The 22,948-nt window shown below is 64.1% G+C and carries 20 protein-coding genes and 1 tRNA gene; 8 read left to right on the top strand and 13 right to left on the bottom strand.

From position 1 onward, the window contains the following. Positions 1 to 47 precede the first annotated feature (47 nt). The 7 genes from KUW62_RS13920 to KUW62_RS13950 all read left to right on the top strand — a co-directional run bounded on the left by KUW62_RS13920 (position 48) and on the right by KUW62_RS13950 (position 7,587). Positions 48 to 299, top strand: coding sequence for a DUF4212 domain-containing protein (locus tag KUW62_RS13920; RefSeq protein ID WP_224816067.1), 252 nt, complete (start codon positions 48 to 50; stop codon positions 297 to 299). A gap of 15 nt (positions 300 to 314) precedes the next feature. Further along, the gene (locus tag KUW62_RS13925; RefSeq protein WP_224816068.1) at positions 315 to 2,057 is read left to right on the top strand and encodes a sodium:solute symporter family protein; all 1,743 of its coding nucleotides are present in this window, start codon (positions 315 to 317) and stop codon (positions 2,055 to 2,057) included. A gap of 102 nt (positions 2,058 to 2,159) precedes the next feature. Continuing rightward, the gene (locus KUW62_RS13930; protein ID WP_224816069.1) at positions 2,160 to 3,983 is read left to right on the top strand and encodes a DUF294 nucleotidyltransferase-like domain-containing protein; all 1,824 of its coding nucleotides are present in this window, start codon (positions 2,160 to 2,162) and stop codon (positions 3,981 to 3,983) included. Positions 3,984 to 3,993: 10 nt separating this feature from the next. Next, entirely contained in the window at positions 3,994 to 4,524 is a 531-nt protein-coding gene (locus tag KUW62_RS13935; RefSeq protein ID WP_224816070.1) for a hypothetical protein, read from the top strand. A gap of 66 nt (positions 4,525 to 4,590) precedes the next feature. Continuing rightward, positions 4,591 to 6,558 carry an exonuclease domain-containing protein gene (locus KUW62_RS13940; RefSeq protein WP_224816071.1) on the top strand — a complete coding sequence of 656 codons (1,968 nt, stop codon included), beginning with the start codon at positions 4,591 to 4,593 and terminating at the stop codon, positions 6,556 to 6,558. 193 nt (positions 6,559 to 6,751) lie between these two features. Continuing rightward, entirely contained in the window at positions 6,752 to 7,441 is a 690-nt protein-coding gene (locus KUW62_RS13945; protein ID WP_224816072.1) for a GntR family transcriptional regulator, read from the top strand. 69 nt (positions 7,442 to 7,510) lie between these two features. Then, positions 7,511 to 7,587: transfer RNA gene (locus tag KUW62_RS13950), tRNA-Met, on the top strand. A gap of 368 nt (positions 7,588 to 7,955) precedes the next feature. Here KUW62_RS13950 and KUW62_RS13955 read toward each other — a convergent pair. From KUW62_RS13955 to KUW62_RS13985, 7 genes are read right to left on the bottom strand one after another with little or no spacing between them, the layout of a single operon-like run. After that, a complete protein-coding gene (locus KUW62_RS13955; protein ID WP_224816073.1) occupies positions 7,956 to 8,738 on the bottom strand; it encodes an HpcH/HpaI aldolase/citrate lyase family protein in 783 nt (260 codons plus the stop codon). Then, positions 8,735 to 9,139, bottom strand: a complete 405-nt coding sequence (locus KUW62_RS13960; protein ID WP_224816074.1) for a RidA family protein — start codon at positions 9,137 to 9,139, stop codon at positions 8,735 to 8,737. The genes KUW62_RS13955 and KUW62_RS13960 overlap by 4 nt, the downstream gene beginning before the upstream one ends. A 5-nt stretch (positions 9,140 to 9,144) precedes the next feature. Continuing rightward, positions 9,145 to 11,175 carry a pyruvate dehydrogenase complex E1 component subunit beta gene (locus tag KUW62_RS13965; protein ID WP_224816075.1) on the bottom strand — a complete coding sequence of 677 codons (2,031 nt, stop codon included), beginning with the start codon at positions 11,173 to 11,175 and terminating at the stop codon, positions 9,145 to 9,147. A gap of 3 nt (positions 11,176 to 11,178) precedes the next feature. Beyond that, complete coding sequence (locus KUW62_RS13970) at positions 11,179 to 12,495, bottom strand: TRAP transporter large permease subunit (protein ID WP_224816076.1); 1,317 nt, start codon at positions 12,493 to 12,495, stop codon at positions 11,179 to 11,181. Positions 12,496 to 12,498: 3 nt separating this feature from the next. Continuing rightward, complete coding sequence (locus tag KUW62_RS13975; RefSeq protein ID WP_224816077.1) at positions 12,499 to 12,990, bottom strand: TRAP transporter small permease subunit; 492 nt, start codon at positions 12,988 to 12,990, stop codon at positions 12,499 to 12,501. Between the two features lie 47 nt (positions 12,991 to 13,037). Then, positions 13,038 to 14,042 (bottom strand): TRAP transporter substrate-binding protein DctP, encoded by a 1,005-nt coding sequence (dctP, locus tag KUW62_RS13980; protein WP_224816078.1) that lies wholly within the window; start codon positions 14,040 to 14,042, stop codon positions 13,038 to 13,040. A gap of 40 nt (positions 14,043 to 14,082) precedes the next feature. After that, on the bottom strand, positions 14,083 to 14,982 hold the full coding sequence (locus KUW62_RS13985) for a 3-keto-5-aminohexanoate cleavage protein (RefSeq protein ID WP_224816079.1): 900 nt from the start codon (positions 14,980 to 14,982) through the stop codon (positions 14,083 to 14,085). Between the two features lie 207 nt (positions 14,983 to 15,189). Between KUW62_RS13985 and KUW62_RS13990 the strand changes: the two genes are divergently transcribed. Beyond that, positions 15,190 to 15,966, top strand: coding sequence for a LuxR C-terminal-related transcriptional regulator (locus KUW62_RS13990; RefSeq protein ID WP_224816080.1), 777 nt, complete (start codon positions 15,190 to 15,192; stop codon positions 15,964 to 15,966). Positions 15,967 to 16,040: 74 nt separating this feature from the next. On the opposite strand, the gene KUW62_RS13995 is transcribed toward KUW62_RS13990, so the two are convergent. The 6 genes from KUW62_RS13995 to KUW62_RS14020 all read right to left on the bottom strand — a co-directional run bounded on the left by KUW62_RS13995 (position 16,041) and on the right by KUW62_RS14020 (position 22,816). Next, positions 16,041 to 17,921, bottom strand: coding sequence for a bifunctional sugar phosphate isomerase/epimerase/4-hydroxyphenylpyruvate dioxygenase family protein (locus KUW62_RS13995; RefSeq protein ID WP_224816081.1), 1,881 nt, complete (start codon positions 17,919 to 17,921; stop codon positions 16,041 to 16,043). A 6-nt stretch (positions 17,922 to 17,927) separates the two neighbouring features. Continuing rightward, positions 17,928 to 18,689, bottom strand: coding sequence for an HpcH/HpaI aldolase/citrate lyase family protein (locus KUW62_RS14000; protein ID WP_224816082.1), 762 nt, complete (start codon positions 18,687 to 18,689; stop codon positions 17,928 to 17,930). A 22-nt stretch (positions 18,690 to 18,711) separates the two neighbouring features. Beyond that, positions 18,712 to 20,007: a TRAP transporter large permease gene (locus tag KUW62_RS14005; protein ID WP_224816083.1), complete on the bottom strand. Its 1,296-nt coding sequence runs from the start codon at positions 20,005 to 20,007 to the stop codon at positions 18,712 to 18,714. Further along, on the bottom strand, positions 20,004 to 20,615 hold the full coding sequence (locus KUW62_RS14010) for a TRAP transporter small permease (RefSeq protein WP_224816084.1): 612 nt from the start codon (positions 20,613 to 20,615) through the stop codon (positions 20,004 to 20,006). The genes KUW62_RS14005 and KUW62_RS14010 overlap by 4 nt, the downstream gene beginning before the upstream one ends. A 20-nt stretch (positions 20,616 to 20,635) precedes the next feature. Next, a complete protein-coding gene (dctP, locus tag KUW62_RS14015) occupies positions 20,636 to 21,646 on the bottom strand; it encodes a TRAP transporter substrate-binding protein DctP (RefSeq protein ID WP_224816085.1) in 1,011 nt (336 codons plus the stop codon). 96 nt (positions 21,647 to 21,742) lie between these two features. After that, positions 21,743 to 22,816 carry a Gfo/Idh/MocA family protein gene (locus KUW62_RS14020; protein WP_224816086.1) on the bottom strand — a complete coding sequence of 358 codons (1,074 nt, stop codon included), beginning with the start codon at positions 22,814 to 22,816 and terminating at the stop codon, positions 21,743 to 21,745. Positions 22,817 to 22,948: the final 132 nt, after the last annotated feature.

Genomic DNA, 22,948 nt, shown 5'->3' on the forward strand with positions numbered 1-22,948 from the left:
GGACCGGAGGGGCCCCAGAGGCAAAAACCTTGAAGGGAGAACATCGAATGTCGGAAAACAACAATGCGTATTGGTCTGCGAACATGCGCCTGATCACCATCTGCTTGGTGATCTGGGCGCTTGCGTCGTACGGCTTCGCTATCCTGCTCCGGCCGCTGATCAGCGGTATCGAAGTGGGCGGCACCGATCTGGGCTTCTGGTTTGCCCAGCAGGGTTCCATTCTCGTGTTCTTGTTCCTGATCTTCTTCTACGCCTGGCGTATGAACAAGATCGACAAAGAACATGGCGTGGACGAATAGGGAGCGCCGAGGGACATGGATCAAACAACACTCAATTTTATCGTCGTGGGGCTGTCTTTCGCGCTCTACTTCGGTATCGCGATCTGGGCCCGCGCTGGGTCCACATCTGAATTCTACGCGGCCGGCCGGGGTGTGAACCCGGTGGTCAACGGGATGGCCACCGCTGCTGACTGGATGTCGGCCGCGTCGTTCATCTCGATGGCGGGCCTCATCGCGTTCACCGGCTACAACAACTCGCTCTTCTTGATGGGTTGGACGGGCGGCTACGTGCTGATGGCGATGCTGCTGGCACCCTACCTGCGCAAGTTTGGCAAGTTCACCGTGCCGGAATTCGTGGGCGATCGCTATTACTCCAACACGGCGCGCGTTGTGGCCGTGGTCTGCCTCATCATCATCTCGACCACCTACGTGATCGGCCAGATGACGGGTGCGGGCGTTGCGTTCTCGCGCTTCCTGGAAGTGAACTCCACCATGGGTCTGATCATCGCGTCCTGCGTTGTGGCGGTCTATGCGGTTCTGGGCGGCATGAAGGGCATCACCTACACCCAGGTGGCGCAGTATTGCGTTCTGATCGTGGCCTACACGATCCCGGCCATCTTCATCTCGCTGCAACTGACCGGCAACCCGATCCCGGGCCTGGGCCTGTTCAGCACGATGAACGAAGGTCTGCCGGGTGGCGTTGAGGCGGGCACACCGCTTCTGGTGACGCTGGACGGTCTGCTGACCGATCTGGGCTTCAACGAGTACACCGCAACCACGAACCCGTGGCTGATGGCGCTTTACACCCTGTCGCTGATGATCGGTACCGCGGGCCTGCCCCACGTGATCATCCGCTTCTTCACGGTGCCCAAAGTGTCTGACGCCCGCTGGTCCGCCGGTTGGGCGCTGGTGTTCATCGCGCTTCTGTACCTGACGGCACCTGCCGTGGGCGCAATGGCCCGCCTGAACATCATCACCACCATGTGGCCGGAAGGCACGCAGGCCGAAGCGGTTGCCGTGGACGATCTGCCCGACTGGTTCCGTACGTGGGAGGTCACTGGCCTTCTGGGTGTCGAGGATCTGAACGGCGACGGTCGTATCCAGTACACCGCCGGTGAGGACAACGAACTGACGACCTTCAACCGTGACATCCTGGTTCTTGCGAACCCGGAAATCGCCAACCTGCCGCCCTGGGTGATCGCATTGATCGCAGCGGGTGGTATCGCGGCGGCCCTGTCCACGGCGGCGGGTCTGTTGCTGGCGATCTCGTCGGCGATCAGTCACGACCTCATCAAATCGGTGATCAACCCGAGCATCTCGGAAAAGGGCGAGCTTACGGCGGCCCGGATCTCGATGATCGTGGCGATTGTCGGCGCAACGCTATTGGCGCTGAACCCGCCGGGCTTTGCGGCGCAGACGGTGGCACTGGCCTTTGGCCTCGCGGCAGCCTCGCTGTTCCCGACGCTGATGATGGGGATCTTCTCCAAGCGGATGAACGCGGCCGGTGCAATTGCCGGTATGCTGGCAGGCATCATCTCGACCTGCCTGTACCTGTTCACCTACCTGGGCTGGTTCTTCATCCCCGGCACGGCCATGCTTGACAGCTCCCAGTATATCCTGGGTATCCCGCCGACCCATTTCGGGCCGATCGGTGCGCTGTTCAACTTCGGTGTGGCGTTCCTGGTGTCCCGTGCAACCGCGGCCCCGCCGCAGCACATCGTGGACCTCGTCGAATCCGTCCGTATCCCCCGGGGTGCAGGCGCGGCAACCGACCACTAAGCGATCTTGGCAGGCCCTGCGACCTTGCGGGGCCTGTCGGATACAGGGCGCATCCCGACACGTTCGGGGTGCGCCTTTTCATAAAGTGACCGACATCCGATCATGCCCCACACACCCATAGATCAGCTTCTGGCCCGCACGCATCCTTACGATGCCCTGTCCGACGAGGACCGCGTGGCGCTGGCGAAAGTGGCGGGCGTGCAGGAGGTCGAGGCCGGTCACCTGATCTATCGCCTCGGCGCACCGGTGACGGCCCTGTGCCTGATCGAGCGGGGTCAGGTGAATATCACCGACGAACACGCAGAGGTCCTGTCGATCCTGGGGCCCGGAAATTCCTTCGGAGAACGCGGTTTGATGCGCGACGGGATCGCCCCCGTGAACGCGATCACGACCGAGGCGAGCCGGATCATCACGATCCCCGCGGATGTCTTCCACTCGCTGATCAAGAACAACCCGACCGCGCGACGGTTCTTCGACCGCACGCGGCCCGCGGCGACCAAGCAGCAGGACATCACCACCATGGCGGTGGCCGACCTGATGACGCCCGCGCCGCTGACCTGCCGCCCCGACACGCCGTTGATCGAAGCTGCGGGCCAGATGCGGGACCGCCACGTGTCGTGTATCATCGCGACCGAGGCCGAGGACGGCCCGGTGCGCGGCATCCTGACAACCGGCGACATCACCGCACGCGCCGTGGCGGAGGGGTTGGACAACCACGTTCCTGTTGGCGACATCATGACGCCCGATCCCCTGACGCTGCCGCCCAGCGCCCTCGTGGCCGATGTCCTGCACACGATGGTGGAGCGCGGCATCACCCATATGCCGGTGGTGGAGGCCGGGCGGCTGGCCGGTATCCTGACCCAGACCGACCTGACACGGTTCCAGGCCACGTCGTCCGCTGCCCTGATCCGCGACATCGTAACCGCCCCCGATGCGGACGCCATCGCCAAGGTCACGGCAAAGATCCCCGAATTGCTGGTCCAATTGGTCGGAGCCCAGAACCCACACCAGGTCGTCACCCGCCTGATTACGGATATTGGCGATGCGGCCACGCGACGGCTTCTGACGCTGGCCGAGGCGGAGCTTGGCCCGCCGCCCTGCCCCTATCTGTGGCTTGCCTGCGGCAGTCAGGGTCGGCAGGAGCAGACCGGCGTCAGCGATCAGGACAATTGCCTCATCCTCTCAGACGAGATGGCGGAGGGCGACGACGCCTATTTCGAGGCGCTGGCACGGTTTGTCAGCGACGGGCTGGACAAGGCCGGTTATTTCTTCTGCCCCGGCGACATGATGGCGACGAACCAGAAATGGCGCCAACCCCTGCGCGTCTGGCGCGACTATTTCCAAGGCTGGATCGACCGCCCCGACCCCGAGGCGCAGATGCTTGCCTCCGTCATGTTCGATTTGCGGGCGATCGGCGGGGCCGCTGACCTGTTCGACGGCCTGCAGGCGCGGGTGCTGGAGGCGGCGGCAGGCAATTCGATCTTCGTGGCGCATATGGTGGCCAATTCGCTCAAGCATCAACCGCCGTTGGGGTTGTTCCGGGGCTTTGCCATGGCACGGTCGGGGGAACACAAGAACACCATCGACATGAAACATGCAGGCGTCGTGCCCATCGTCGATCTGGGGCGCATCTACGCGCTGACCGGCAAGCTGACGATTGCCAATACCCGCGCGCGGATCGAGGCGGGGATGGAGGCGGGCGTCGTGTCGGGCTCCGGCGGGAGGGACCTGCTGGACGCGTACGATTTGATCGCGGAGATGCGGCTGGAGGACCAGGCCGCCCAGATCAAGCGTGGGGAGAAGCCGGACAATTTCATGGCCCCCGCCAGCCTGTCCGATTTCGAGCGGAGCCACCTGCGCGACGCCTTCGTCGTTGTGAAAACCATGCAATCGGCCGCCCAATCGGGCCGCGGATACCTGAGCTGAGGAAGACGAGATGTTCTGGACCTTAATCGCCGCGATCTTCGGGGGCCTGGCCGGGGCCGGGATCGGGATGGGGCTGCGCAAGCTGTCGCGGGGGCGGCTGAATGCCGGGATCGTGCCGGTCTGCGCGGGCATCATGATGGTCATCACCACGGTCTCCACGGAATACAGCTGGTACAACAGCTCGCTGGCGCAACTGCCCGCCGACACGGTCGTCGTGACGGAGCGGGAGCAGCAGGCCTGGTACCAGCCCTGGACGTTCGTACGGCCCTGGGTGCGGGGCTTCATCGCCTTTTCGCCATCCGAAACCGTGGAAGTGGCGGAAGACAGCGGCGTTTACGCCGCGCAGATGCAGGTGCGCGAACGCTGGCAGCCCGCGATGGTGCGCCCGGTTCTGGTCGATTGCCCCAGGGAGCTGCGCTTCGACGTCACCCCCGAGACAGAGTTTAACGAGGCCGGTCAACCGATCGGCGCGACCGCCGTGGGCGAAGGCGAGGACGATCCGATCATCACATCGGTCTGTACCGCGTCGCCGCCCGGCTGACACCCTGCCCCGGCGCTGCGCGACCGCCGGGACGGGCAAGATGGGGCAAGGAGGAGGCCCCGATCCATGTTCCAGCATCTATCCCTGCGTCTGCGCATATTCCTGTTCTTCGCCTTCCTAGCCGTCGCCACGTCCGGCCTTGCCATCGCGGGGCTGATCCTGGGCTACGTGCGGTTGGGAGAGGATCACGCCCTGTCGGCCTTTGTCATCGCCGGTCTGATAGGTGTCTTCGCCATTTTCGGGCTGACCGCCTGGGTCTGGACGATGTTCGACGAGAACGTCGCCAAACCCGTGGAACGGCTGGCCGCCGAGATGCGCGCGCGGGTCCATGCGGGGGTGGACCGGGACCTTGATGAGCGTGCGGCGCAGCATCTGGGGGATCTGGGGCCCGCGGCGGCAGCGGTGACGCAGAACCTAAACGAGACGCGCAATGCGATGGCCATGGCCGTGGCGCGCGAGACCGCCCGCATGACGACGGAAAAGGCGCGGCTGGAGGCCTTGTTGAGTGAGATGCCGGATGGCGTGCTGTTCTGCACACCCGACCACAAACTCGCCCTCTATAACGGACAGGCGCGCGACGTGCTTGGCGCGTCCGACGCCCTCGGCCTTGGCCGTCCGCTGTCGGCGCTCCTGCGCATGGCCCCGGTAGAGATGGCCTATGACCGCCTGGCGGAGGAGGCTGAGGATGTCGGGACGGATATCCTGGTCACAACGCGTGCAGGCGCGCGGCTGCTTGAGGCGCGGATGCGGCTTTTGCGGCTGGAAGGGCAGGAAACGACGCGACCGGGCTATGTGCTGGCGCTGCGCGATGTCTCGGGCGATCTGCCGGTCCTGGCGGAACGCGCGCATCTGCTGGAGGAGGCGATTGCCAATCTGAAAGAGGCGGGGCGTGAGGACCTGGCCCGCGACATCAGTGAGCGCAAGGCCGCGACCGACACGAAATGGTGGCCGATGGAGGCATTGCGGGCCAGTGACCTGGGTGCGGCCCTGTCGGCGCGATTGACACGGAAGGGCGTGGCGCTGGACTGCGATCTGGGAACGCAACGTTTGCGCTGTGACGGCTTTGCGATCACCCGCTTGCTGGAGCGCCTTGCGCTGGATTGGACCAACGCCGGGGCCGCCGATCTTTGCCTTACCTTCGCCCGTGAGACGCCGGATGCCGCCGTGCTGAGCCTGGAGGCCACGGGCGATGCGCCGGATGGGTGGGAGGTCTGGCTGACCACACCCCTTTCGCCCGGCCTGTCGGGCTTCGCCGGACGCGATGTCCTGATCTGCCACGGCGCGACCCTGACAATGGAACCGGCGGGCGACGGGCGCGCGGCCTTCCGCTTTGGTCTGCCGATGGCCGAGCCGGGCGTGCGCGGACCCATGCGAGAGGTCCTGTACGATTTCGACCTGCTCCACACCCCGCTTTCCGCGAGCCTTGCCGAAGCGCCGCTTTCCGCGCTCAGCTACGTGGTTTTCGACACCGAGACCACCGGGCTGAACCCGGCGGTGGACGAGGTTTGCCAGATCGCCGCCGTGCGCATCGTCAACGGCAAGATGCGCGCGGAGGAGCGGTTCGACATGTTGGTCAATCCAGGCCGTCCGATCCCTGCCGCCTCCACCGCTGTGCATCACATCACCGACGACATGGTGGCCGATGCGGTGCCCGTGGGCGAGGCGCTGGCCCGGTTCCACACCTTTGCCGAAGGGGCCGTCCTCGTGGCGCATAACGCGCCGTTCGACATGGCTTTCCTGCGGCGGCGCGAGGCGGAGATCGGGGCGCGGTTCGATCAGCCGATCCTCGACACGGTCCTGTGTTCCGCGATTCTGTTCGGGCAATCGGCGGACCACACGCTCGATGCGCTGTGCGACCGGCTGGGTGTCACCATCCCCGAGGCCGAACGCCACACGGCATTGGGGGACGCGATCGGCACGGCGGATGCCATGGCGCGCATGATCCCGATGCTCAAGGCGGTCGAGATCGGGTCCCTGTCCACCCTGATCCGCACATTCGATCAGCACAAACGCCTGATCGAGCACCTCAATTAGGGCGTTTCGAGGCAAGCCTAGTACATTGGCTTGTCTCGAAACGCGCGCAACGTCCAAACGTGGCGGACGCTCCGAATTGATCTTCTGACGCAGGTTCAAACCGAAACGCTTTAGGCCTGCGACATCGCGAAGGATTGCGAGACATGCTGCACTGCGGCATAGTCGTGCCAACGTTACCTCGGAGCCCGATATCATGGCGCGTACCCCCCTCTACAAGGCCGCAGAAACCCAGATGATCGCCCGGATCAAGGAAGGCGATTGGGAGGTCGGTCGCCGTCTGCCCAACGAATTCCAACTGGCCGATGAATTCGGGGTCAGCCAGGGCACGATGCGGCGCGCGCTGATCAGCCTTGAGGATATGGGATACCTCAACCGAAAGCCCGGACGCGGCACGCTTGTGGCAACCAATATGCCCACGAAGCCGAGCGCGCCCGCGCCGGTGCCACGCCTCTTGACGGAAGACGGCACGCCCCTGGTGCTTGATCCCTTCCGGGCACGCACCGACACACGCGGCGCGACCCCCGGGGAGGCGGATCTGTTCGGGTCCAACCGTCTTGCCACGATGGAACGGACGCTGAAGTGCAATGGCACGCGGGCCGCGGTGGACGAGGTTGTGGTGCCCGAGGCCTTGATCCCGGCCTTGGACGAGGATGCCCCCGCAGACCTCGCGTCGCTCTTGCAGGCCCATGGCCAGGAGGCCGCGCGGATCACCGCCACCGCCCGCGCAGAGATGACGGACATGGCGCTCTCCGTTGCGCTTTCGACCGACCGGCACACGCCGCTTCTGTGCGTCACCAGCGTGGCGCTGGACGGCAGCGGTGCAGCAATCGCCAGACAGGTGTTGCGCATAGCCATGCGCGGCGTCACCCTCGCCCACGAATAGCGCCGGCACGCCGCCCTTTTTTGATGTTGACGCACGACCCGCGCTGTCATACCCACAGCGCGCTTAGATGGCGGAGTAGCTCAGTTGGTTAGAGCAGCGGAATCATAATCCGCGTGTCGGGGGTTCAAGTCCCTCCTCCGCTACCATTTCCCGACCGAACGTATCCGGTTCCAACGCAGTGCCATAAGGCGCGCCCGACCGACGCGCATCGCTGCAAGATGCTCTGGGTCGGGGGGTCAAGTCCCTCCTCCGCTACCATTTCCCGAACCGCACGTATCCTGTTTCAACGCGGTGCCCGTCGGCAGCCGCGATCGAACAGTCGAGGCTGGGAATCAGGCCGGTCAGGCCGCGGTCCTGTCCTGAAATTGTGTTGCTGATAGGATCGGCACAGGTCCGCGCCGCCCCTGCGGCTTAAATCAATTCGATTGGACCGGTTCGCGCGCGGTCGCGTTGCGTCGATGCTCCGACCACGTGGCACGGTCGGGTGGGGCCGTGCATCCAACATGGACCGACATCAATCGCCCGTGAGAGCTTGGGTCCAATTCGCGAAGGCGGTCGCGATCAGGATCTTGTCCGAGCCGATCACGAATGTGCGTACGCCCCGCTCGCGCCATCCAGCCACCAGATCCGCACATTCCGACGGGTCGGGCGAAAAGACGGGCATGATGACCGGCAGATCCGCATCAAGCGCGGTGGCCACCATCCCCTCCACCGCCAACCGCACATCGGCATGGCGCCAATCGCCGTTCAGGCCCATGGAGACGGACAGATCGAACGGACCGACCATCACGGCGCGCAGGCCTTGGGTCGCGCAGATGTCCTTGATGTTGCGATGCCCTTCGGCTGTTTCGACCAAGGCGATGATGCCGACACGCGCCTCCTCTTCGGCCACGTAGTCCGTCCAGTTGCGGATGAAGTGCCCGCCCGAACGGCAACAGGGGCAGGCCCCGCGCAGACCCTGTGGGCCGAAGCGTGTTGCCGCGACCGCCTGAGCGGCGTCGGCCCCCGAGGAGAGGTTCGGGACGACGACATGTCGGATGCCCGCATCCAGCGCCTTCATGATGAGCACCGGATCATTGCGCGGCACCCGGACGGCGCAAGCGATGTCATTGGCGTCCGCGGCACGGGCGAGGTTCTCGGCAGTCTCCATCCCGAAGACGCCGTGTTCGCAGTCGATGATCGTGAAGCCGAACCCGTTCAAGCCGATCAGGTCCACCATTTCGGGTGCCGCGATCTGCGACCACGTGCCAAGCGTCACCGCGTCTGATGCGAGAAGCGTTCTGAGGTCGCGAGTCATGCGTCTGACAGGCCGAGGATGGCCTTGCATTTGATCTCGACCAATATGCCAGGCATCGAGAAACCCTTGACCGAAAAGCCTGTCCAAGTCGGGTATCGGTTGGTGAAGTACCGGTCCTTGACGGCCATGAAGGTCTTCAGCTCGTCCATCGAGCCCGCGAACCAGCTTTCGAGCTCGACCACATCATCAAAGCTGGCCCCGGCCGCGGCCAGAACCTTGCCCGCATTCTCGAAGGCCTGGGTGAACTGCGCCTCCGCTCCTTCGACCACGTTGAGGTTTTCGTCCCGGCCCACCTGACCGGAGCAATAAAGCGTGTCGCCCACCAGAATGCCGGGGGCGTAGTGATAGGTGTCGTAGATGTTCTCCATCCCCTCGGGGATGATGACCTTGCGGCTGGGCATTGGGCTTACCTCCTGTAGCAGACGGATTTCACGGCCTCGGCGATGCGGCGCGCATCGGGCATGTATTGGCGTTCCAGCCTGTCGTTGTAGGGCACAGGCATCTCGGGCGCGCCGATGCGGGCGACGGGCGCGTCGAGCCAGTCAAAGGCGGCCTCATTGATGGCGGAGGCGATTTCACCGCCGAACCCGCCGAAAAGCGGCGCCTCGTGCACGACAACGGCGCGGTTCGTCTTGCGGACACTGTCGGCGATTGTGTCGATGTCGAACGGCTTGATCGTGCGGGGGTCGATGACCTCCACGCTGATCCCTTCATCGGCGAGTTTCTCGGCGGCCTGAACGGCACGCTCCACCATCGCCAAGGTGGCAACGATTGTGCAATCCGTCCCTTGCCGCACAACGCGCGCGCGGCCCGGTTCGATCGCGTAGGTCTCGTCAGGAACAGGTTGCGGTTGTCCCAGGTATAGAAGCTTGTGTTCCAGAAAAACGACCGGCCCGTTGTGACGGATGGCGGCGGCCATGAGGCCCTTGGCGTCATAGGCGGAGGCGGGCGCGTAGATCTCCAGCCCCGGTACGTTGGCAAAAAACATCTCAAGCGATTGGCAATGCTGTGCGGCCAGTCGGATGCCCGCGCCCTGGGGACCGCGGAACACGATGGGAACCTTGGCCTTGCCACCCAGCATGAAGCGCGCCTTGGCGGCCTGGTTGACGATGGCATCCATCATGAGGGTCACGAAATCCCAAAGCTGAGCCTCCACCACCACGCGCTTGCCACGCATCGCCGCACCGACGCCGCAGGTTGCAATCGCACCCTCAGAGATCGGCGTGTCGCGCACGCGATCTGGTCCGAAGTCGTCGAACAGGCCGCGCGTCAGGCCGAAAATGCCACCGGTTTTGCCAATGTCTTCGCCCAAAAGGACCACATCCTCGTCGCGGGCCATTTCCTGGGCAAACGCCTCGGTGATGGCTTGCGCATATGTGATTTCGCGGTTGCCCGGGGCGGGCGGTGCCGCTTTCAGCTTGGGGCGCGGCGCGCTGACAAGGGCCATGGCGCCACCCATGTCGGGTTCGGATTGGGATTTGGCCCAGTCGATCGCGGCTTCGATCTCGGTCTCAGCGGCTTCGTTCAGCGCGGTGTAGCGTGCGTCGTCGAGTTCGGAGCGTGCCGCCATGTCCGCGCCGAGACGGATGATCGGATCGCGGGATTTCCACGCCTCCTCCTCCGCCTCACTCCGATAGGCGGGCAGGTTGGCGCGCATGGAATGGTCATCCCAGCGATAGGTCAACGCCTCGATCAGGGTCGGCCCATCGCCCGCGCGGGCGCGCAGGGCGGCGCGGGTCACGGCAGCATGGACAGTCGCCAGATCATTGCCATCGATCCGGTCGTTCGGGACGCCGTAGGCGTCGGCCCGGCCCGCGATCGTGGCACCCGCCGTGACCGCCTCCGTCGCTGTTGTCAGACCGTATTGGTTGTTTTCGCAAAAGAAGATCAGCGGCAGGTTCCAGATCGCGGCAAGGTTCATGGCCTCGTGGAAGATGCCCTCATTCGCCGCGCCATCGCCGAAGAAGGTGATCCCGATGGCACCGCTGCCATCAAGCTGCTCAGCCAGGGCCGCCCCGGTCCCAAGGCCCATGCCCGCGCCGATGATGCCGTTTGCGCCCAGAATACCCTCGTCGAAATCCGCGATATGCATCGACCCGCCCAGGCCCGCGCAATAGCCTGCTTCGCGCCCCATCAATTCGGCAAACATCCGGCCCAGATCGGCCCCTTTTGCGATTGTGTGGCCGTGGCCGCGATGGTGGGTCAGGACGAAGTCCTGCGGCTCCAGCACGGCGCAGGCCCCCGCCGCGATGGCCTCCTGCCCGACGCTGGAATGGGCGGTGCCTTTGATCACGCCCTGCAGGAACAGCTCCTTCGCGCGGGTCTCAAACCGGCGAATGCGAAGCATCATTTTCAGGCCAGCCAAACGCTCTTCCGGCCCCAGCGTATTGCCGCTTGGGTCAGTGCGAAGCGTGTCGAGGATGGAGGGATCAGCCATGCATCACCCGTAAAACAGCCGTGGCAACCAGAGCGACAGATCGGGCCACAGGATCACGATGGCCAGCGCGATGATCTGCAACCCGATGAACGGCCACTGGGCGGAGAAGATGTCTTGCAGCGTCACGCCCTCGGGGGCCGCACCTTTGAGGTAGAAACAGGCCGGGCCGAAGGGCGGTGTGAGGTAGGCGATCTGCATCGACAGGTTGAAGACGATGCCGAACCAGATCGGGTCATAACCCAGTTCCGTCAGAACCGGCAGGAAGATCGGCATGGTCAGGAAGAGGATGCCTATCCAGTCGATGAAGAACCCCAGCAGGATGAAAACACCAACCATCACTGCCAGGATCACGGACGGATTGTCGGACACGCCCGCCAGCATGGTCGAGGCGAAGTCGATCCCGCCCATCAGGTTGTAGACCCCGATCAGGGCGTTGGTGCCGAAGACCAGCCAGAACACCATGCCGCAGGTGCGCAGCGCCTGGACCATCACCTCGCGGATCATCGCGTAGCTGAGCGTGCCGCGCGCCCATGCGGCGACGGCGGCCCCGAAGGCCCCAAGGGCCGCGCTTTCGGTGATGGAGGCGAGGCCCGCATAGATCGACACCAAAACCCCTCCCGCAACGGCCACGGGCAGGGCCACACCCTTGAAAAGGCGCAGCTTTTCGGAAAGCGGCATATCCCGCTCCTCCGGGCCGAGAGCCGGGCCCATGGCGGGGTTCAATCCGCAGCGCAGCAAAACGTAGGTTGCGTAGAAGCTCGCCAGCATCAGGCCGGGGATCAAGGTTGCGAGGAAGAGGTGAGAGATATTCACCTCTGCCGTCAGACCGTAGAAGATCAGGATGATCGAGGGCGGGATCATGGTGCCGAGCGATCCGCCTGCCGTGATGATGCCGATGGCCAGCTTCTTGTCATAGCCAAGCCGCAGCATCTGGGGCAGCGCGATCAGGCCCAGGAGGACGATTTCGCCACCTATGATGCCGGTTGTGGCCCCAAGGATGACGGCCACGAAGATCGTCACCACGCCGATGCCGCCGCGCAAGCTGCCGGCCCAGACATGGAACGCGCGGTAGAGGTCCTTGGCGACGCCCGACTTCTCCATAAAACTCGCCATGATGACGAACATCGGCACGGCGATCAGCGCGAAGCTGTCGATGAAATCGACCGTTCGGCTCGCCACGATGAACAGCGAATTCGGACCGAAGAACGTGACGGCCAGAATGACGGCGATGGACCCGGACACGAAGGCGAGTGGCACGCCCATCATCAACAGCGTCGCCATGGCTGCGATGATCAGAAGGGTGATCGTGCCGATATCCATCGCTCAACGCGCCTTTTGCGGCAGCGCGCGGCGCAGCAGGACCAGAAGGAACAGGACCGCGCCAAGAAACAGCATGACTTTGAGGTAGGAGGGAAGCGGAGAGTTGAAGGTCGATCCCGTACGCTCCGGCATCCACGAGCCGTCGAGCGCGAACCGCCAGATCGCGCGCTCGGCCATACGCCAGGAGGCATAGGCGAGGCCGGACAGGTAAATCGCGCCCGCCGCGATGCTCAACCAATGCGAAACGCGCTCCAGCCGCGGGTTCTTCTCCACCAGGAAATTGATCCGCATATGCGTGCCCTCGGCCATGCAGAAGGCACCCCCGAAAATGAACGCGAAACCCGCCAGCAGGACGGAGATTTCGTGGGCCCACGCCGTCGGCGCGCCAAAGCCGTAGCGGGCGACGACCTCGTAGACCATCACGAGGATGATGGCGCCGAAGCACCAGGCCGCCGTCCGCCCCAACCACAGGGCGAATGTGTCGAGAAATCGCATAGGCGTTGCCCTTTCGTCGGGGCCGCCCGAAGGCGACCCCGACACGCTCAGTTCAAGCCCAGTTCGGTCAGGAAGGCGCGGTGGCTGTCGACGATGGCCTGCGCATTCGGGCTGCGCCCGCCCCATTCCGTCCAGACCTCATCGGTCAGGGCGCGGAAGGTTGCGGCCTCCGCCTCGCCGAATTCGATGAAGGTCACGCCCAGTTCCGTCTGCGCCTGTTCGGCGGCGGCCGCATCGGCCTCGGGCAATTCCGTGGCAAGCCGTTCGGACATCGCGTTGCAGGCGTCTTCAAAGGCTTGCTGGTTCTCCGGCGACAGGGCGTTCCATGTGTCCATCGACACGCTCATTTCCGTGACGGCCATTGAGTGGCGGGCGAGGATCGAATAGTCGGCCTGATTGTGCATGCCGAGCGCCACGTTGAGGGCCACATTGGCAAGGTCGGTGGCGTCCAGCACACCGGTTTCCATCGCCGTCACGCTTTCGCCCACACCCATCGTCACAAGCGACGCACCCGCCCGGCTGAGCAGGTCGGAGGCGAGGCCGCCGGGCGCTCGCATGGACAGGCCTTCGAAATCGGCGACCGTGTTGATCGGCACGGTGGAGGGGATCTGCTCCGGCGGCCAATAGACGGGGCAGATGAACATCATGTCATATTGCGCATAAAGCGCGCGGGCGAGGTCGAGGCCGCCGCCTTCGGTGAACCAGCGATTGCGCGTCTCGCTGTCGGGATAGGCGGCAATCGTGTCGCCCAGAACGCCCATGGCGGGGTCGCTGCCCGCGAAGTACGTGGGCGCGGTGTACTGGCCTTCGAGGATGCCGTTCTGGATCGCCTCGATGGTTTCCGCGGCACCCACGACCGCGCCACCGGGCAGGACGGTAATCTGCACTTCGCCCCCCGTCGCCTCGGCCAGTTCGGCGGCCATATCCTCGAACGCGACGGTTGTTGCGGCGGTCGCGCCAAGGAAGGTCTGCATTCGGATCTCTTCGGCATAACCGGTGGTCGCGGCGACGGCGCCAATCGCGCCGCCAAGCAGCAAGGTCTTGATCTTCATCTCGTATTCCTCCCTGAGATGTCGGATGATGCTCGCGGTCTCAGGCCGCGATGCGGGGGGTCTTTATGTTGAGGATGCGGCGCGTCTCGGCGACCGTCGCGGGCTCGCGCCCAAGGCTGCGGGCCTGATCGGCGACCTTGGCGATGACCTCGGCGTTGGTCATGTGTCGCGCGCCATCCATGTAGGCATAATCACCGAGGCCGATGGAGATGTGTCCACCCTGCCGGATGATCTTTTCGGTCAGCTCGAACAGGTCGCCCTTGTAGTTCACGACCGTCCAGACGGTTTCAAATTCGGGCGGCAGGAAAGCCGTGTGTGCATCAAGCCCGGCTTCGGTGCCGGGATGACCGGCGAAGATGATTTCATCGGTCATGCAAAAGCAGACATAGGCCGGCGCGTCGAGCACACCCATTTTGAGGAATTGCTCGATCTGCCGCGTGAAGCTGACGTTCCAGCTGACCAGGTAGGGCGTCAGATTGTAGTGGCGGATGCGTTCGGCGAAATACATCAACGTGCCGGTGGAGTTCTTGTAGATCAATTCGGTGGTGTCGTATTTCCCCTCCGTGGGGTTCCACCAATCGACATTCACGCTGCCGGTGTCCATCGGTGCGAAATCGGGAGCGGTGTCGGCGGATTTCATCATCTCTTCGATGGCGGCAAAGCGGCCCTTTGCATCGGCGTCATTGGCCACGTAGCCAAGCGTCGGGTGGATCAGGATATCCGATTGCGCGCGGATGCCCGCGTTTGTCTCAAGATAGAAATTCGGATCGTGGGACGGCGTGCCATCGGCGTTGCGACCGTGGAAATGCACGATGGATGCGCCCGCGTCATAACACGCCTTGGCGTCGGCGATGATCTCCGCTGGCAGGAAGGGCACATGCGGGTTGCCCTGCCGTGTCGCAAGCTCATTCACCCGTGCCTCGATGATGATCTTCTCCATCCCCGCGCCCTCCCAAACGCAGCCCACCTTCGGGCGAGTCGGGTCGACGATGGGCGAACACGCGCACAAAATCCAGACTTAAGTTATATAACTGTTGCGAAACCCGGCATTCTGTATATCGTAAGTTATATGTCCGAACGATTATCTCAACGAAACACCGTCCACGACGTCGGCGACTTACTTGGAGGCGCCTTTGCCGGGCACACCATGCAGCGCCTCAGAACGCCGGAGGGGAAGTACCGATACAGCTATGTCAGTGCCGGGCTGAAGGCGTCCTTCGGGTTGGACCCGGCGGAGCTTATGGAACTGGACGAGGTGGATCACCGCTGGATTCATCCAGACGATCGGCAGGGTTTCATCGACGCGCTGGAACACTCCGCCGCGACCCTCACGCGCCTGGATGAGGAAGTCCGCGTCGCCAAGGCGGGTGGCGGCTATCGCTGGGTGCGATCGGTCGGCAATCCGCGCCGTCTTGATGACGGCACGATCATCTGGGACGGCGTCGCGCTGGATGTGACGGATCGGCACGAGGCGCACGAGGCGCTGGAGCGCTCGTTGCAACAGGCCCGCCAAAACGAGACGTCGGAGGGGCGGTTCTCCTATATCGCGGCGCAAGACGTGCTGGACGGCCTGTCGCGACTGCGCGCCGCGGTCGACACGCTCAACCCGCAACAGGCAGACGCGCGCCACGTAAAGGCCGTCTTCTCCGAATTCGAGCGCGCCATCCTCGCCGCAAGGGACCTCGTGGAACAGCCCGCCAACGACACGGGTCCGGCGCCGCAATCCTCCGCGTCCGTCCACGATGCGCTGACCGATCGGCAAAGAGAGATCCTGTCCGCCGTCGCGCGCGGCGCGACCAACAGGGACATCGCGCAGGAGATGCAGATATCGGAGGGCACCGTGAAATTGCACATCTCAGCGATCCTGAAACGGTTGGGTGTGCAGAACCGGACGGAGGCTGCGCTCGCCTGGCGGGTTGCGTGAATGGCCGGCAGGGCCTTGATCTTCGGTCCTCGCGACGCCTCAAGATACAGGCGTCAACCGCCGCATCGACAGACCTAGCCGCGCGGTATTCCCCTGCCCCGACCCAGGCGTTTCAACGCGGCGATGCGGAAGGGCGCGTTGGCCGCGCCGTAGCCTGTGTAGCCGTCCGACCGTTGCACGATTTCGAAGAAAAGACCGCTCAGGAACGGGCGCGAGTAGAGCTGGAAGAATTCCGCCCCCCCGTCGCGTTCATAGAGGATGTTGGCCCGCGCCATGGCCTCCAGCATCGCGGGCGCCAGATCGAAGCGGGAGGCGAGGTCGGCGTAATAATTCTCAGGCATCGGGAGGGCCCGGAAGCCCGTGCCGTCCAGCGCGCGTGCGGTCGCGAATATGTCATCGGTCGCAAATGCAACGTGCTGAACGGATGCGCCAAAGCTTTCGGCCAGGAACCCGCCCGCGAGGGTCCGGTGGGTGTCGGCCCCGTTCAGGGTGATCCGGACGCCGCCATTCGGTGAGGACAAGGCCTGGGACCGGACCAATCCGTCCGGATCGATCACGTCGATCATCGGCTCTTTGCCCAGTCCGAACAGCGTGGTGTAGAACAGCGACCACGACAGCATCTCTTCGTAGCCCATGGTCTGGGCCACGTGGTCCACGGCGATCAGCCCCGCATCCGGGCCGCTTGACGCGACCGGGTCGAATTCTACGTCCCAGACCTGCAACGTGCCGCCATCCACGAAATGCAGGACCGACCCGCCAAGCCCACGGATTGCGGGCAGGTCCATCTCTCCGGTTTGGCGGGGCTGTAGGAAGGGGCTGGCGCCAAGCGCCAAGGCACGGCCCATGGCATCCGTCGCCGACGGCACACGCAGGCCGAGATCACAGACATTCGTGCCGCGCGCGATATAGGACGTGTCGGCATGGCCGCGCGTCTCCGCGTTCAGGAGGATGCGGATGCTGCCCTGTTGCCAGAGTGCCAAATCCTTGGTCTTGTGCTGCGCCGTGTGCCGGAACCCCATCGTTTCAAGCAGGCGCGAAAGGGCCTCCGCCTCCGCGCCGCGCGTGGCGAACTCGACGAATTCCACAGCGGTCGGGGGTGTCGGCGCGGGCATCGGAGGCAGGGCGACCGTGATATTCGGCTCCGTCCTGCGAACGTCATCCATCAAGTTGAGGAGCGCGCGTTTGCCTGCCTGCGCGATCTGTTGGGCCGGTCCACCACGGAATTGGTCATTGAAGATTTCGAGGCTTGCGGGGCCCTCGTATCCGGTCGCCATGACCGCACGCATGAAGGCAGGCACGTCCAGGTCACCCTCACCGGGCATGTTGCGGAAGTGGCGGGACCAGTAGAGAAGGTCCATGTCGATTTTCGGGGCATCGGCCAGTTGCACGAAAAAGATGCGGTCGCCGGGGATGCGGCGGATCGTGTCGGGGTCAATGCCGCGCCCGAGGGTGTGAAAACTGTCGAGGATCAGGCCGACATTCGGGTGATCGGCGCGACGAACGATCTCCCACGCGTCGCGGTGATCGTCGACGTGACGGCCCCAGGCCAGGGCCTCAAAGCCGATGCGAAGGCCGCGCGGCCCGGCCCGCTCCCCCAATTCAGCGAAATCGTCGGCGGCCCGGTCGATGCCGCCGAGCGCGTCTGGATGGACGGAGGAACAGACGAGCACGAGCTCGCAGCCCAATTCTTGCATAAGATCGAACTTGCGTTCGGCCCGGTCGAACGCTTTGCGGCGCAAGTCGCCTGGCAGCCCCTCGAAATCACGGAAAGGCTGGAACAGCATTAGCTCCAGCCCCGCCTCGCGGATGCGCTGCCCCACCGCACGGGGTGGCCGCGTGTCTGCGATGAAATCCTGCTCGAAAATCTCGATCCCGTCGAAACCCGCGCCCGCGATGGCATCGATCTTCTCGTCCAGCGTGCCGGAGATGGAGACGGTGGCGATGCCGAGCTTCATGGCCGTTCAGAACGTCGCGCGCAGGGCGGCGATACTGTCGGCCAGAAGGACAAGGTCCACGCCCACCGCGGTCATCGTCGCGCCGAGCGCAATGTAGCGTTTCGCGTCCTCGGGGTTCAGGGCCATGATGCCGATGGGCACGTTCAGGCGCTTGAGCGTGTCGAAGGCCCCTTCGATGACGGACACCACGTCGGGATGATTGACCTGCCCGCGCAGTCCCATGGAAGCGCTGAGGTCGGCGGGGCCGATGAACACACCGTCCACGCCGTCGGTCGTGGCGATGGCCTCCAGATGTTCCAGCGCCGCGATCGTTTCGACCTGAACGATCAGGCACAGCTCCTCCTCCGCGCGATTGTAGTAGTCCCTGACCTGCCCGTACCGAGTGGCGCGCGTCATCCCCGCCATGCCGCGCATGCCTTGGGGACCGTAGCGCATGGCGCGAACGGCGGTTTCGGCCTCTGCCGCCGATTGCACATATGGCACCAGCAGGGTTTGCGCCCCCATGTCGAGCAGCCGCTTGAACAGCGTCGGATCGTTGGTCGCAGGCCGCACGATGGCCGAGGTCTCCGGCACCTGCCCGATGGCTTGCAGCGCCGTCAGAACCTCGATCGTCTCGATTGCGGAATGCTCGCAATCGACCAAAACCCAGTCGAACCCCGCCCCGCCCAGAAGCTCCGGCACCGTATTGCCGCCAATGGTGTTCCACAGGCCGATCTGGCTGCGCCCCTCTTTCAAGGCGGCTTTGAAGCGGTTCTTTGGCAGGTCCATGGGGAAGCCTCCGTTAAGATTGTCAGCCGCCGTAGCCGAAACGACCCGGCAGCCAGAGGACAAGGTCAGGCAGGAAGACGAGCAGCAAGAGCGCGCAGACCAGGACGGCGAGGAAGGCCCAGACCTCGGAAATGATCTCCCGCAGCGGGATGCCGGTGACAGCGTTGATGACGAAGAGCAGGATACCGTAGGGCGGGGTTATGAGGCCGATCATGGAATTGACCACGACCAGCACGCCGAAATGCACAAGGTCGATGCCCAATTCGCGGCACGCGGGGATGAACAGCGGCACGATGACGAGGATGATCGTGGTGGCATCCAGCACGCAGCCGAGCAACAGGACCAGCAGCATCACCAGTAGCAGGAACAGCGTGGGCGACATCTCGATGCCCACAAGCGCGTCGGCGACCATGCCGGGGATATTCTCGGACACGACGATGAAGTTCAGGATCAGCGCGCCGCCGATGACCACGCCCACGGCCGCCGAGGCGCGGGCGCTTTCGACGAAAATCTCGTAAAGGCCCCGCAGGCTGAGCGCGCGATAGAACAGGCCCGCGAGCAACAGCGCGTAAAGCGCGGCGATGGCCGCGGCCTCCGTCGGGGTCGTGACCCCGCCATAGATGCCGTAGAGCAGGATTACGGGCATCAGCAGCGCCGGGAAGGCGTTCGCGGTCTTCTTCGGCAAGTCGCGCAGCGGCACGGGTTCTTCCAAGGCGAAGCCACGTTTGTGGGCAATGTAGCTGTTCATCGCCATCAGGACCACGCCCATGATGAGACCCGGAATGATGCCCGCCAGAAACAGCGCCCCGATGGAGGATTGGGAGACGAGCGCGTAAAGCACCATCGGGATCGACGGCGGGATGATCGGGCCGATGGTGGCCGAGGCCGCGGTGATCGCAGCGGCATATCCGCGTCCGTAGCGGCCATCCTTGGTCATCATCTGGATGATGATCTTGCCGATGCCCGCCGCGTCCGCCACCGCGGAACCCGACATGCCGGAAAAGATCAGGGAGGCCACGACATTGACGTGCCCGAGGCCCCCACGGAACCGGCCCACGGCGGCCACGCAGAAGCCCAGTAATCGGTCCGATATCGTGCCTGCGTTCATGATGTTGGCGGCCACGATGAAAAGCGGCACGGCCAGCAAGACAAAGCTGCGGTAGAGGCCCTGGATGATCTTCTCCCCCGCCAGTGCGAGGTCCATCCCGCCAAGGCCCAGATAGACCAAAGCGGCAAGTATGATCGAATAGCCAATGGGCGTGCCGATGCCTGCCAAAAAAAACAAGGTGGCGATACAGGCCAGAACCTCGAAACTCATGTCGCATCCTCGCCATGGCGGATGGCCGGTGGCTCGGGCTCAAGGTCGATCAGGTGATGATCGTCGGGCGGTCCGTTGCGGAGCGTGTCGATGAACCGCCAGCCGTAGCGAAGGACCAGCGCGCCGAGGAACACCATGTAGATGATGAAGATCCATTTCAGGCGGATACGATCGCCGGTAAACGGGTTCTCGACCGTCGACGTCCGGCGCATGCGCATGAAATCGACGTAGTCCCAAGTGGGCAGGAACGACAGCGCCATGCCCACGACGATGGCCGCCGACGCGATCAGGGCCATGATGCGGCGCGGCCCGCGCGGTGCGGCGAGGTAGAAGATGTCGAAGGTCACGTGATCCTTCTCGCGCACGTTGAACGCGCAGCCGAAGAACACGATCCAGACCCACAGGATCAGGCAAAGCTCAAGCGTCCATCCCAAAGGCTCGATATTGTCGAGCCAGACGTAACGGCCACTCAGACCAAGATTGTCCACGATCTGCGGCGTGTAGCGAGAGCCGACCTGTAGCAGGAAGGTAAAGAACATCGCCGCGAGCATGGCCGCGGCGATGGAATTGGTAAGGGTATCGAGGCCCGCTTTCAGTCTTGTGAACATGGGCGAGCCCCTTCCCTGGCTCAGTTGCCGAGCGCGTTGATCTGCTCCAGCACGCCTTCGGGCCAGGTCTCCGCGAATTCGCTTTCGAGATAGGCGGCTTGAACGGCCTCGCGGAACGCCGCGAGGTCGGGCTCATAAAGCGTCAGACCATTCTCTTCCAGGAAGGACCCCAGCTCCGCCTCCAGCTCCAGCTGGCGGGTGCGGCCAAGCTCCGCCGCATCATCAGCAGCCTGCTGGACGATGGCCTGCTGCTCCTCGCTCATGCCTTGCCAGACCTCTTCCGAGATGGCGATGTAGTTGAGGTCCACAAGGTGCGAGGTCAGCGCGATCTGGCACGTCACTTCGTAGAAGCGGGCGTCCACGACGGTCGGCAGCGGGTTGTCCTGCCCGTCCACAGCCCCGGTCGAGAGGGCCGTGTAGACCTCCGAGAAGGCCATCGGGGTGGGTGAGGCACCAAGGGCCGATCCCAGGAATTGCCACGCATCAGTGCCGGGCATCCGCAGGTTCACGCCGTCCAGGTCGGCAGGCGTTTCCACTGTCAATTCATCGGGGCACTGGCGCAGGTTCACGTGCCGGCGGCCCAGATACATGACCGACAAAAGCCGCACGCCAAGCTCATCAATCGCCTGCTGCTTGAAGGGGTCCATCAACGGATCGTTGAACACGGCAACCTGATGGGCCGCGTCCTGATGGACGTAACCTGCCGTGAAGATGGAGAATTCCGGGAAGAACTGGGCCAGCTCCTGCGCCGATGCGATGGTCATTTCCAGGTTGCCCCGGCTGATCGCCTCAAGCTCGGTGCCCTGGGCGAACAATGTCGCGTTATAGGCGGGCTCGTAGCTGGCGAAGTCGGACACGGCGGGCCCGAAGACCTCGGCCATCGCGACGGAGCGTTGATCCGTCTCGGACCCCGACATGGACAGGCGCAACTGGATGGCGTGGCCGTCGGCAAAGGCCCCCGTGGTGGTCGCCACGAGCGATAGTGCCGTGGCCGTGGTCAGCGCCATGCGGCGGGTGAATTTCGTGATCATTATTGGTCCTCCCATAGTGATAGATCACCTTCTTTTTCTCGGCATGATGCCGAAATCGTTTCGCATCACAAGATTCTTGCGAAAACCTCCGATAATTCATTCTGCGGCGTTAGCACTCTCCTCCATCGCGCCCAGATGTATTGGCTGGCCCGTTGCGGCGGAGGTCTGGATCGCCTCGATCACGCGCAGGGTGCGCAGCCCCTCCTCCGCGGGGACAAGCGGCGACGCCCCGTCGGCGATCACATCGCGGAAATGGCTGATCTGATTGACCAGCGGGTCGGACATGCCCCTTTCGATGGGATGTGCCGCGATTGGCGTCCACCAATCTCTCTGACCGTTTTTGTGCGTCCATACCCGCAGGTCCGGCAGCGACAGGCCGCCTTCGGACCCGCCGATCATGTAGCAGCTTTCGTCGGTCTGCGGGTAGATCGGGTATTCGCGCGACGTCATTTCCCACGACCATGGCGCGACGATGCTGTCGGACACCGTGATGGTCGCGATGGCACCCGTCGCAAGTGTCAGGACGGCGGCCGCCACATCCTCGTTCGCATATCCCCGCGCTGACGGGGCCGCCTGCGCGGAAACGGAAGCGACGTCGCCGCAGAGATAGCGGATCAGGTCGATATCATGGACGAGGTTGACCGAAACCGGCCCTGCCCCCGTTTCCTTGCGCCAGGGCGCGACATCGAAATAGGCGTCGGGCTTGTAGAACCAGCACAGCGCATTCACGGCCCGGACATCGCCGATCCGTCCGCGAGAAATCACGTCATGGGCCGCCTGGATGATCGGATTATGCCGCCGGTGGTGCCCCACGAGCACCGGCACGCTTCGTTGGGCGGAGGCGGAGACGATCGCGCGCGCGGCCTCGACATGGGTTGCGAGGGGCTTTTCGACCAGTACCGGGCAGCCGCGCGCAATGGCATCGAGCGTGTTGTCAACGTGGAGCGGTGTGGGCGTGGCGACGATCAAGCCGTCGATTGGTCCAGCGGCGAAGAGCGCATCCAGCGACATGTGGCAGGCAAGGCCCTGCGTGGCGGCAGTGGCACGTCCAGCCTCCGACGGCTCCACGACCGCGCTCACCGTCACACCGGGCACGGCCTTGGCAGCTTCGGCATGACGCTGGCCCACAAGACCGAAGCCGCATATCGCCAGTGAAACCGGTTTGTCCACGTTTGTTGCCCCTCCCCCCGGGGGGCTCGCCGCTCCCTCGGTCCTACGGCGCACGCTAGACCGGATTTTGGATATTTACAATAATCTCATATATTTTTCTTTTTACCGGTTTTTATGCGGCGATCTTGTCGT

The sequence above is a fragment of the Hasllibacter sp. MH4015 genome (genome assembly GCF_020177575.1).
Classification (GTDB): domain Bacteria; phylum Pseudomonadota; class Alphaproteobacteria; order Rhodobacterales; family Rhodobacteraceae; genus Gymnodinialimonas.

Excerpts from the sequence above, each read along its gene's own strand:
- KUW62_RS13940 (WP_224816071.1), top strand. The coding sequence starts at position 4,591 with ATGTTCCAGCATCTATCCCTGCGTCTGCGCATATTCCTGTTCTTCGCC.
- KUW62_RS13920 (WP_224816067.1), top strand. The coding sequence starts at position 48 with ATGTCGGAAAACAACAATGCGTATTGGTCTGCGAACATGCGCCTGATC.
- KUW62_RS14010 (WP_224816084.1), bottom strand. The coding sequence starts at position 20,615 with ATGTTCACAAGACTGAAAGCGGGCCTCGATACCCTTACCAATTCCATC.
- KUW62_RS13965 (WP_224816075.1), bottom strand. The coding sequence starts at position 11,175 with ATGGCTGATCCCTCCATCCTCGACACGCTTCGCACTGACCCAAGCGGC.
- KUW62_RS13970 (WP_224816076.1), bottom strand. The coding sequence starts at position 12,495 with ATGGATATCGGCACGATCACCCTTCTGATCATCGCAGCCATGGCGACG.
- KUW62_RS13990 (WP_224816080.1), top strand. The coding sequence starts at position 15,190 with ATGCAGCGCCTCAGAACGCCGGAGGGGAAGTACCGATACAGCTATGTC.
- KUW62_RS13930 (WP_224816069.1), top strand. The coding sequence starts at position 2,160 with ATGCCCCACACACCCATAGATCAGCTTCTGGCCCGCACGCATCCTTAC.
- KUW62_RS13925 (WP_224816068.1), top strand. The coding sequence starts at position 315 with ATGGATCAAACAACACTCAATTTTATCGTCGTGGGGCTGTCTTTCGCG.
- KUW62_RS14000 (WP_224816082.1), bottom strand. The coding sequence starts at position 18,689 with ATGGACCTGCCAAAGAACCGCTTCAAAGCCGCCTTGAAAGAGGGGCGC.
- KUW62_RS14005 (WP_224816083.1), bottom strand. The coding sequence starts at position 20,007 with ATGAGTTTCGAGGTTCTGGCCTGTATCGCCACCTTGTTTTTTTTGGCA.
- dctP (WP_224816085.1), bottom strand. The coding sequence starts at position 21,646 with ATGATCACGAAATTCACCCGCCGCATGGCGCTGACCACGGCCACGGCA.
- KUW62_RS13975 (WP_224816077.1), bottom strand. The coding sequence starts at position 12,990 with ATGCGATTTCTCGACACATTCGCCCTGTGGTTGGGGCGGACGGCGGCC.
- dctP (WP_224816078.1), bottom strand. The coding sequence starts at position 14,042 with ATGAAGATCAAGACCTTGCTGCTTGGCGGCGCGATTGGCGCCGTCGCC.
- KUW62_RS13995 (WP_224816081.1), bottom strand. The coding sequence starts at position 17,921 with ATGAAGCTCGGCATCGCCACCGTCTCCATCTCCGGCACGCTGGACGAG.
- KUW62_RS13955 (WP_224816073.1), bottom strand. The coding sequence starts at position 8,738 with ATGACTCGCGACCTCAGAACGCTTCTCGCATCAGACGCGGTGACGCTT.
- KUW62_RS13985 (WP_224816079.1), bottom strand. The coding sequence starts at position 14,982 with ATGGAGAAGATCATCATCGAGGCACGGGTGAATGAGCTTGCGACACGG.
- KUW62_RS13935 (WP_224816070.1), top strand. The coding sequence starts at position 3,994 with ATGTTCTGGACCTTAATCGCCGCGATCTTCGGGGGCCTGGCCGGGGCC.
- KUW62_RS13945 (WP_224816072.1), top strand. The coding sequence starts at position 6,752 with ATGGCGCGTACCCCCCTCTACAAGGCCGCAGAAACCCAGATGATCGCC.
- KUW62_RS13960 (WP_224816074.1), bottom strand. The coding sequence starts at position 9,139 with ATGCCCAGCCGCAAGGTCATCATCCCCGAGGGGATGGAGAACATCTAC.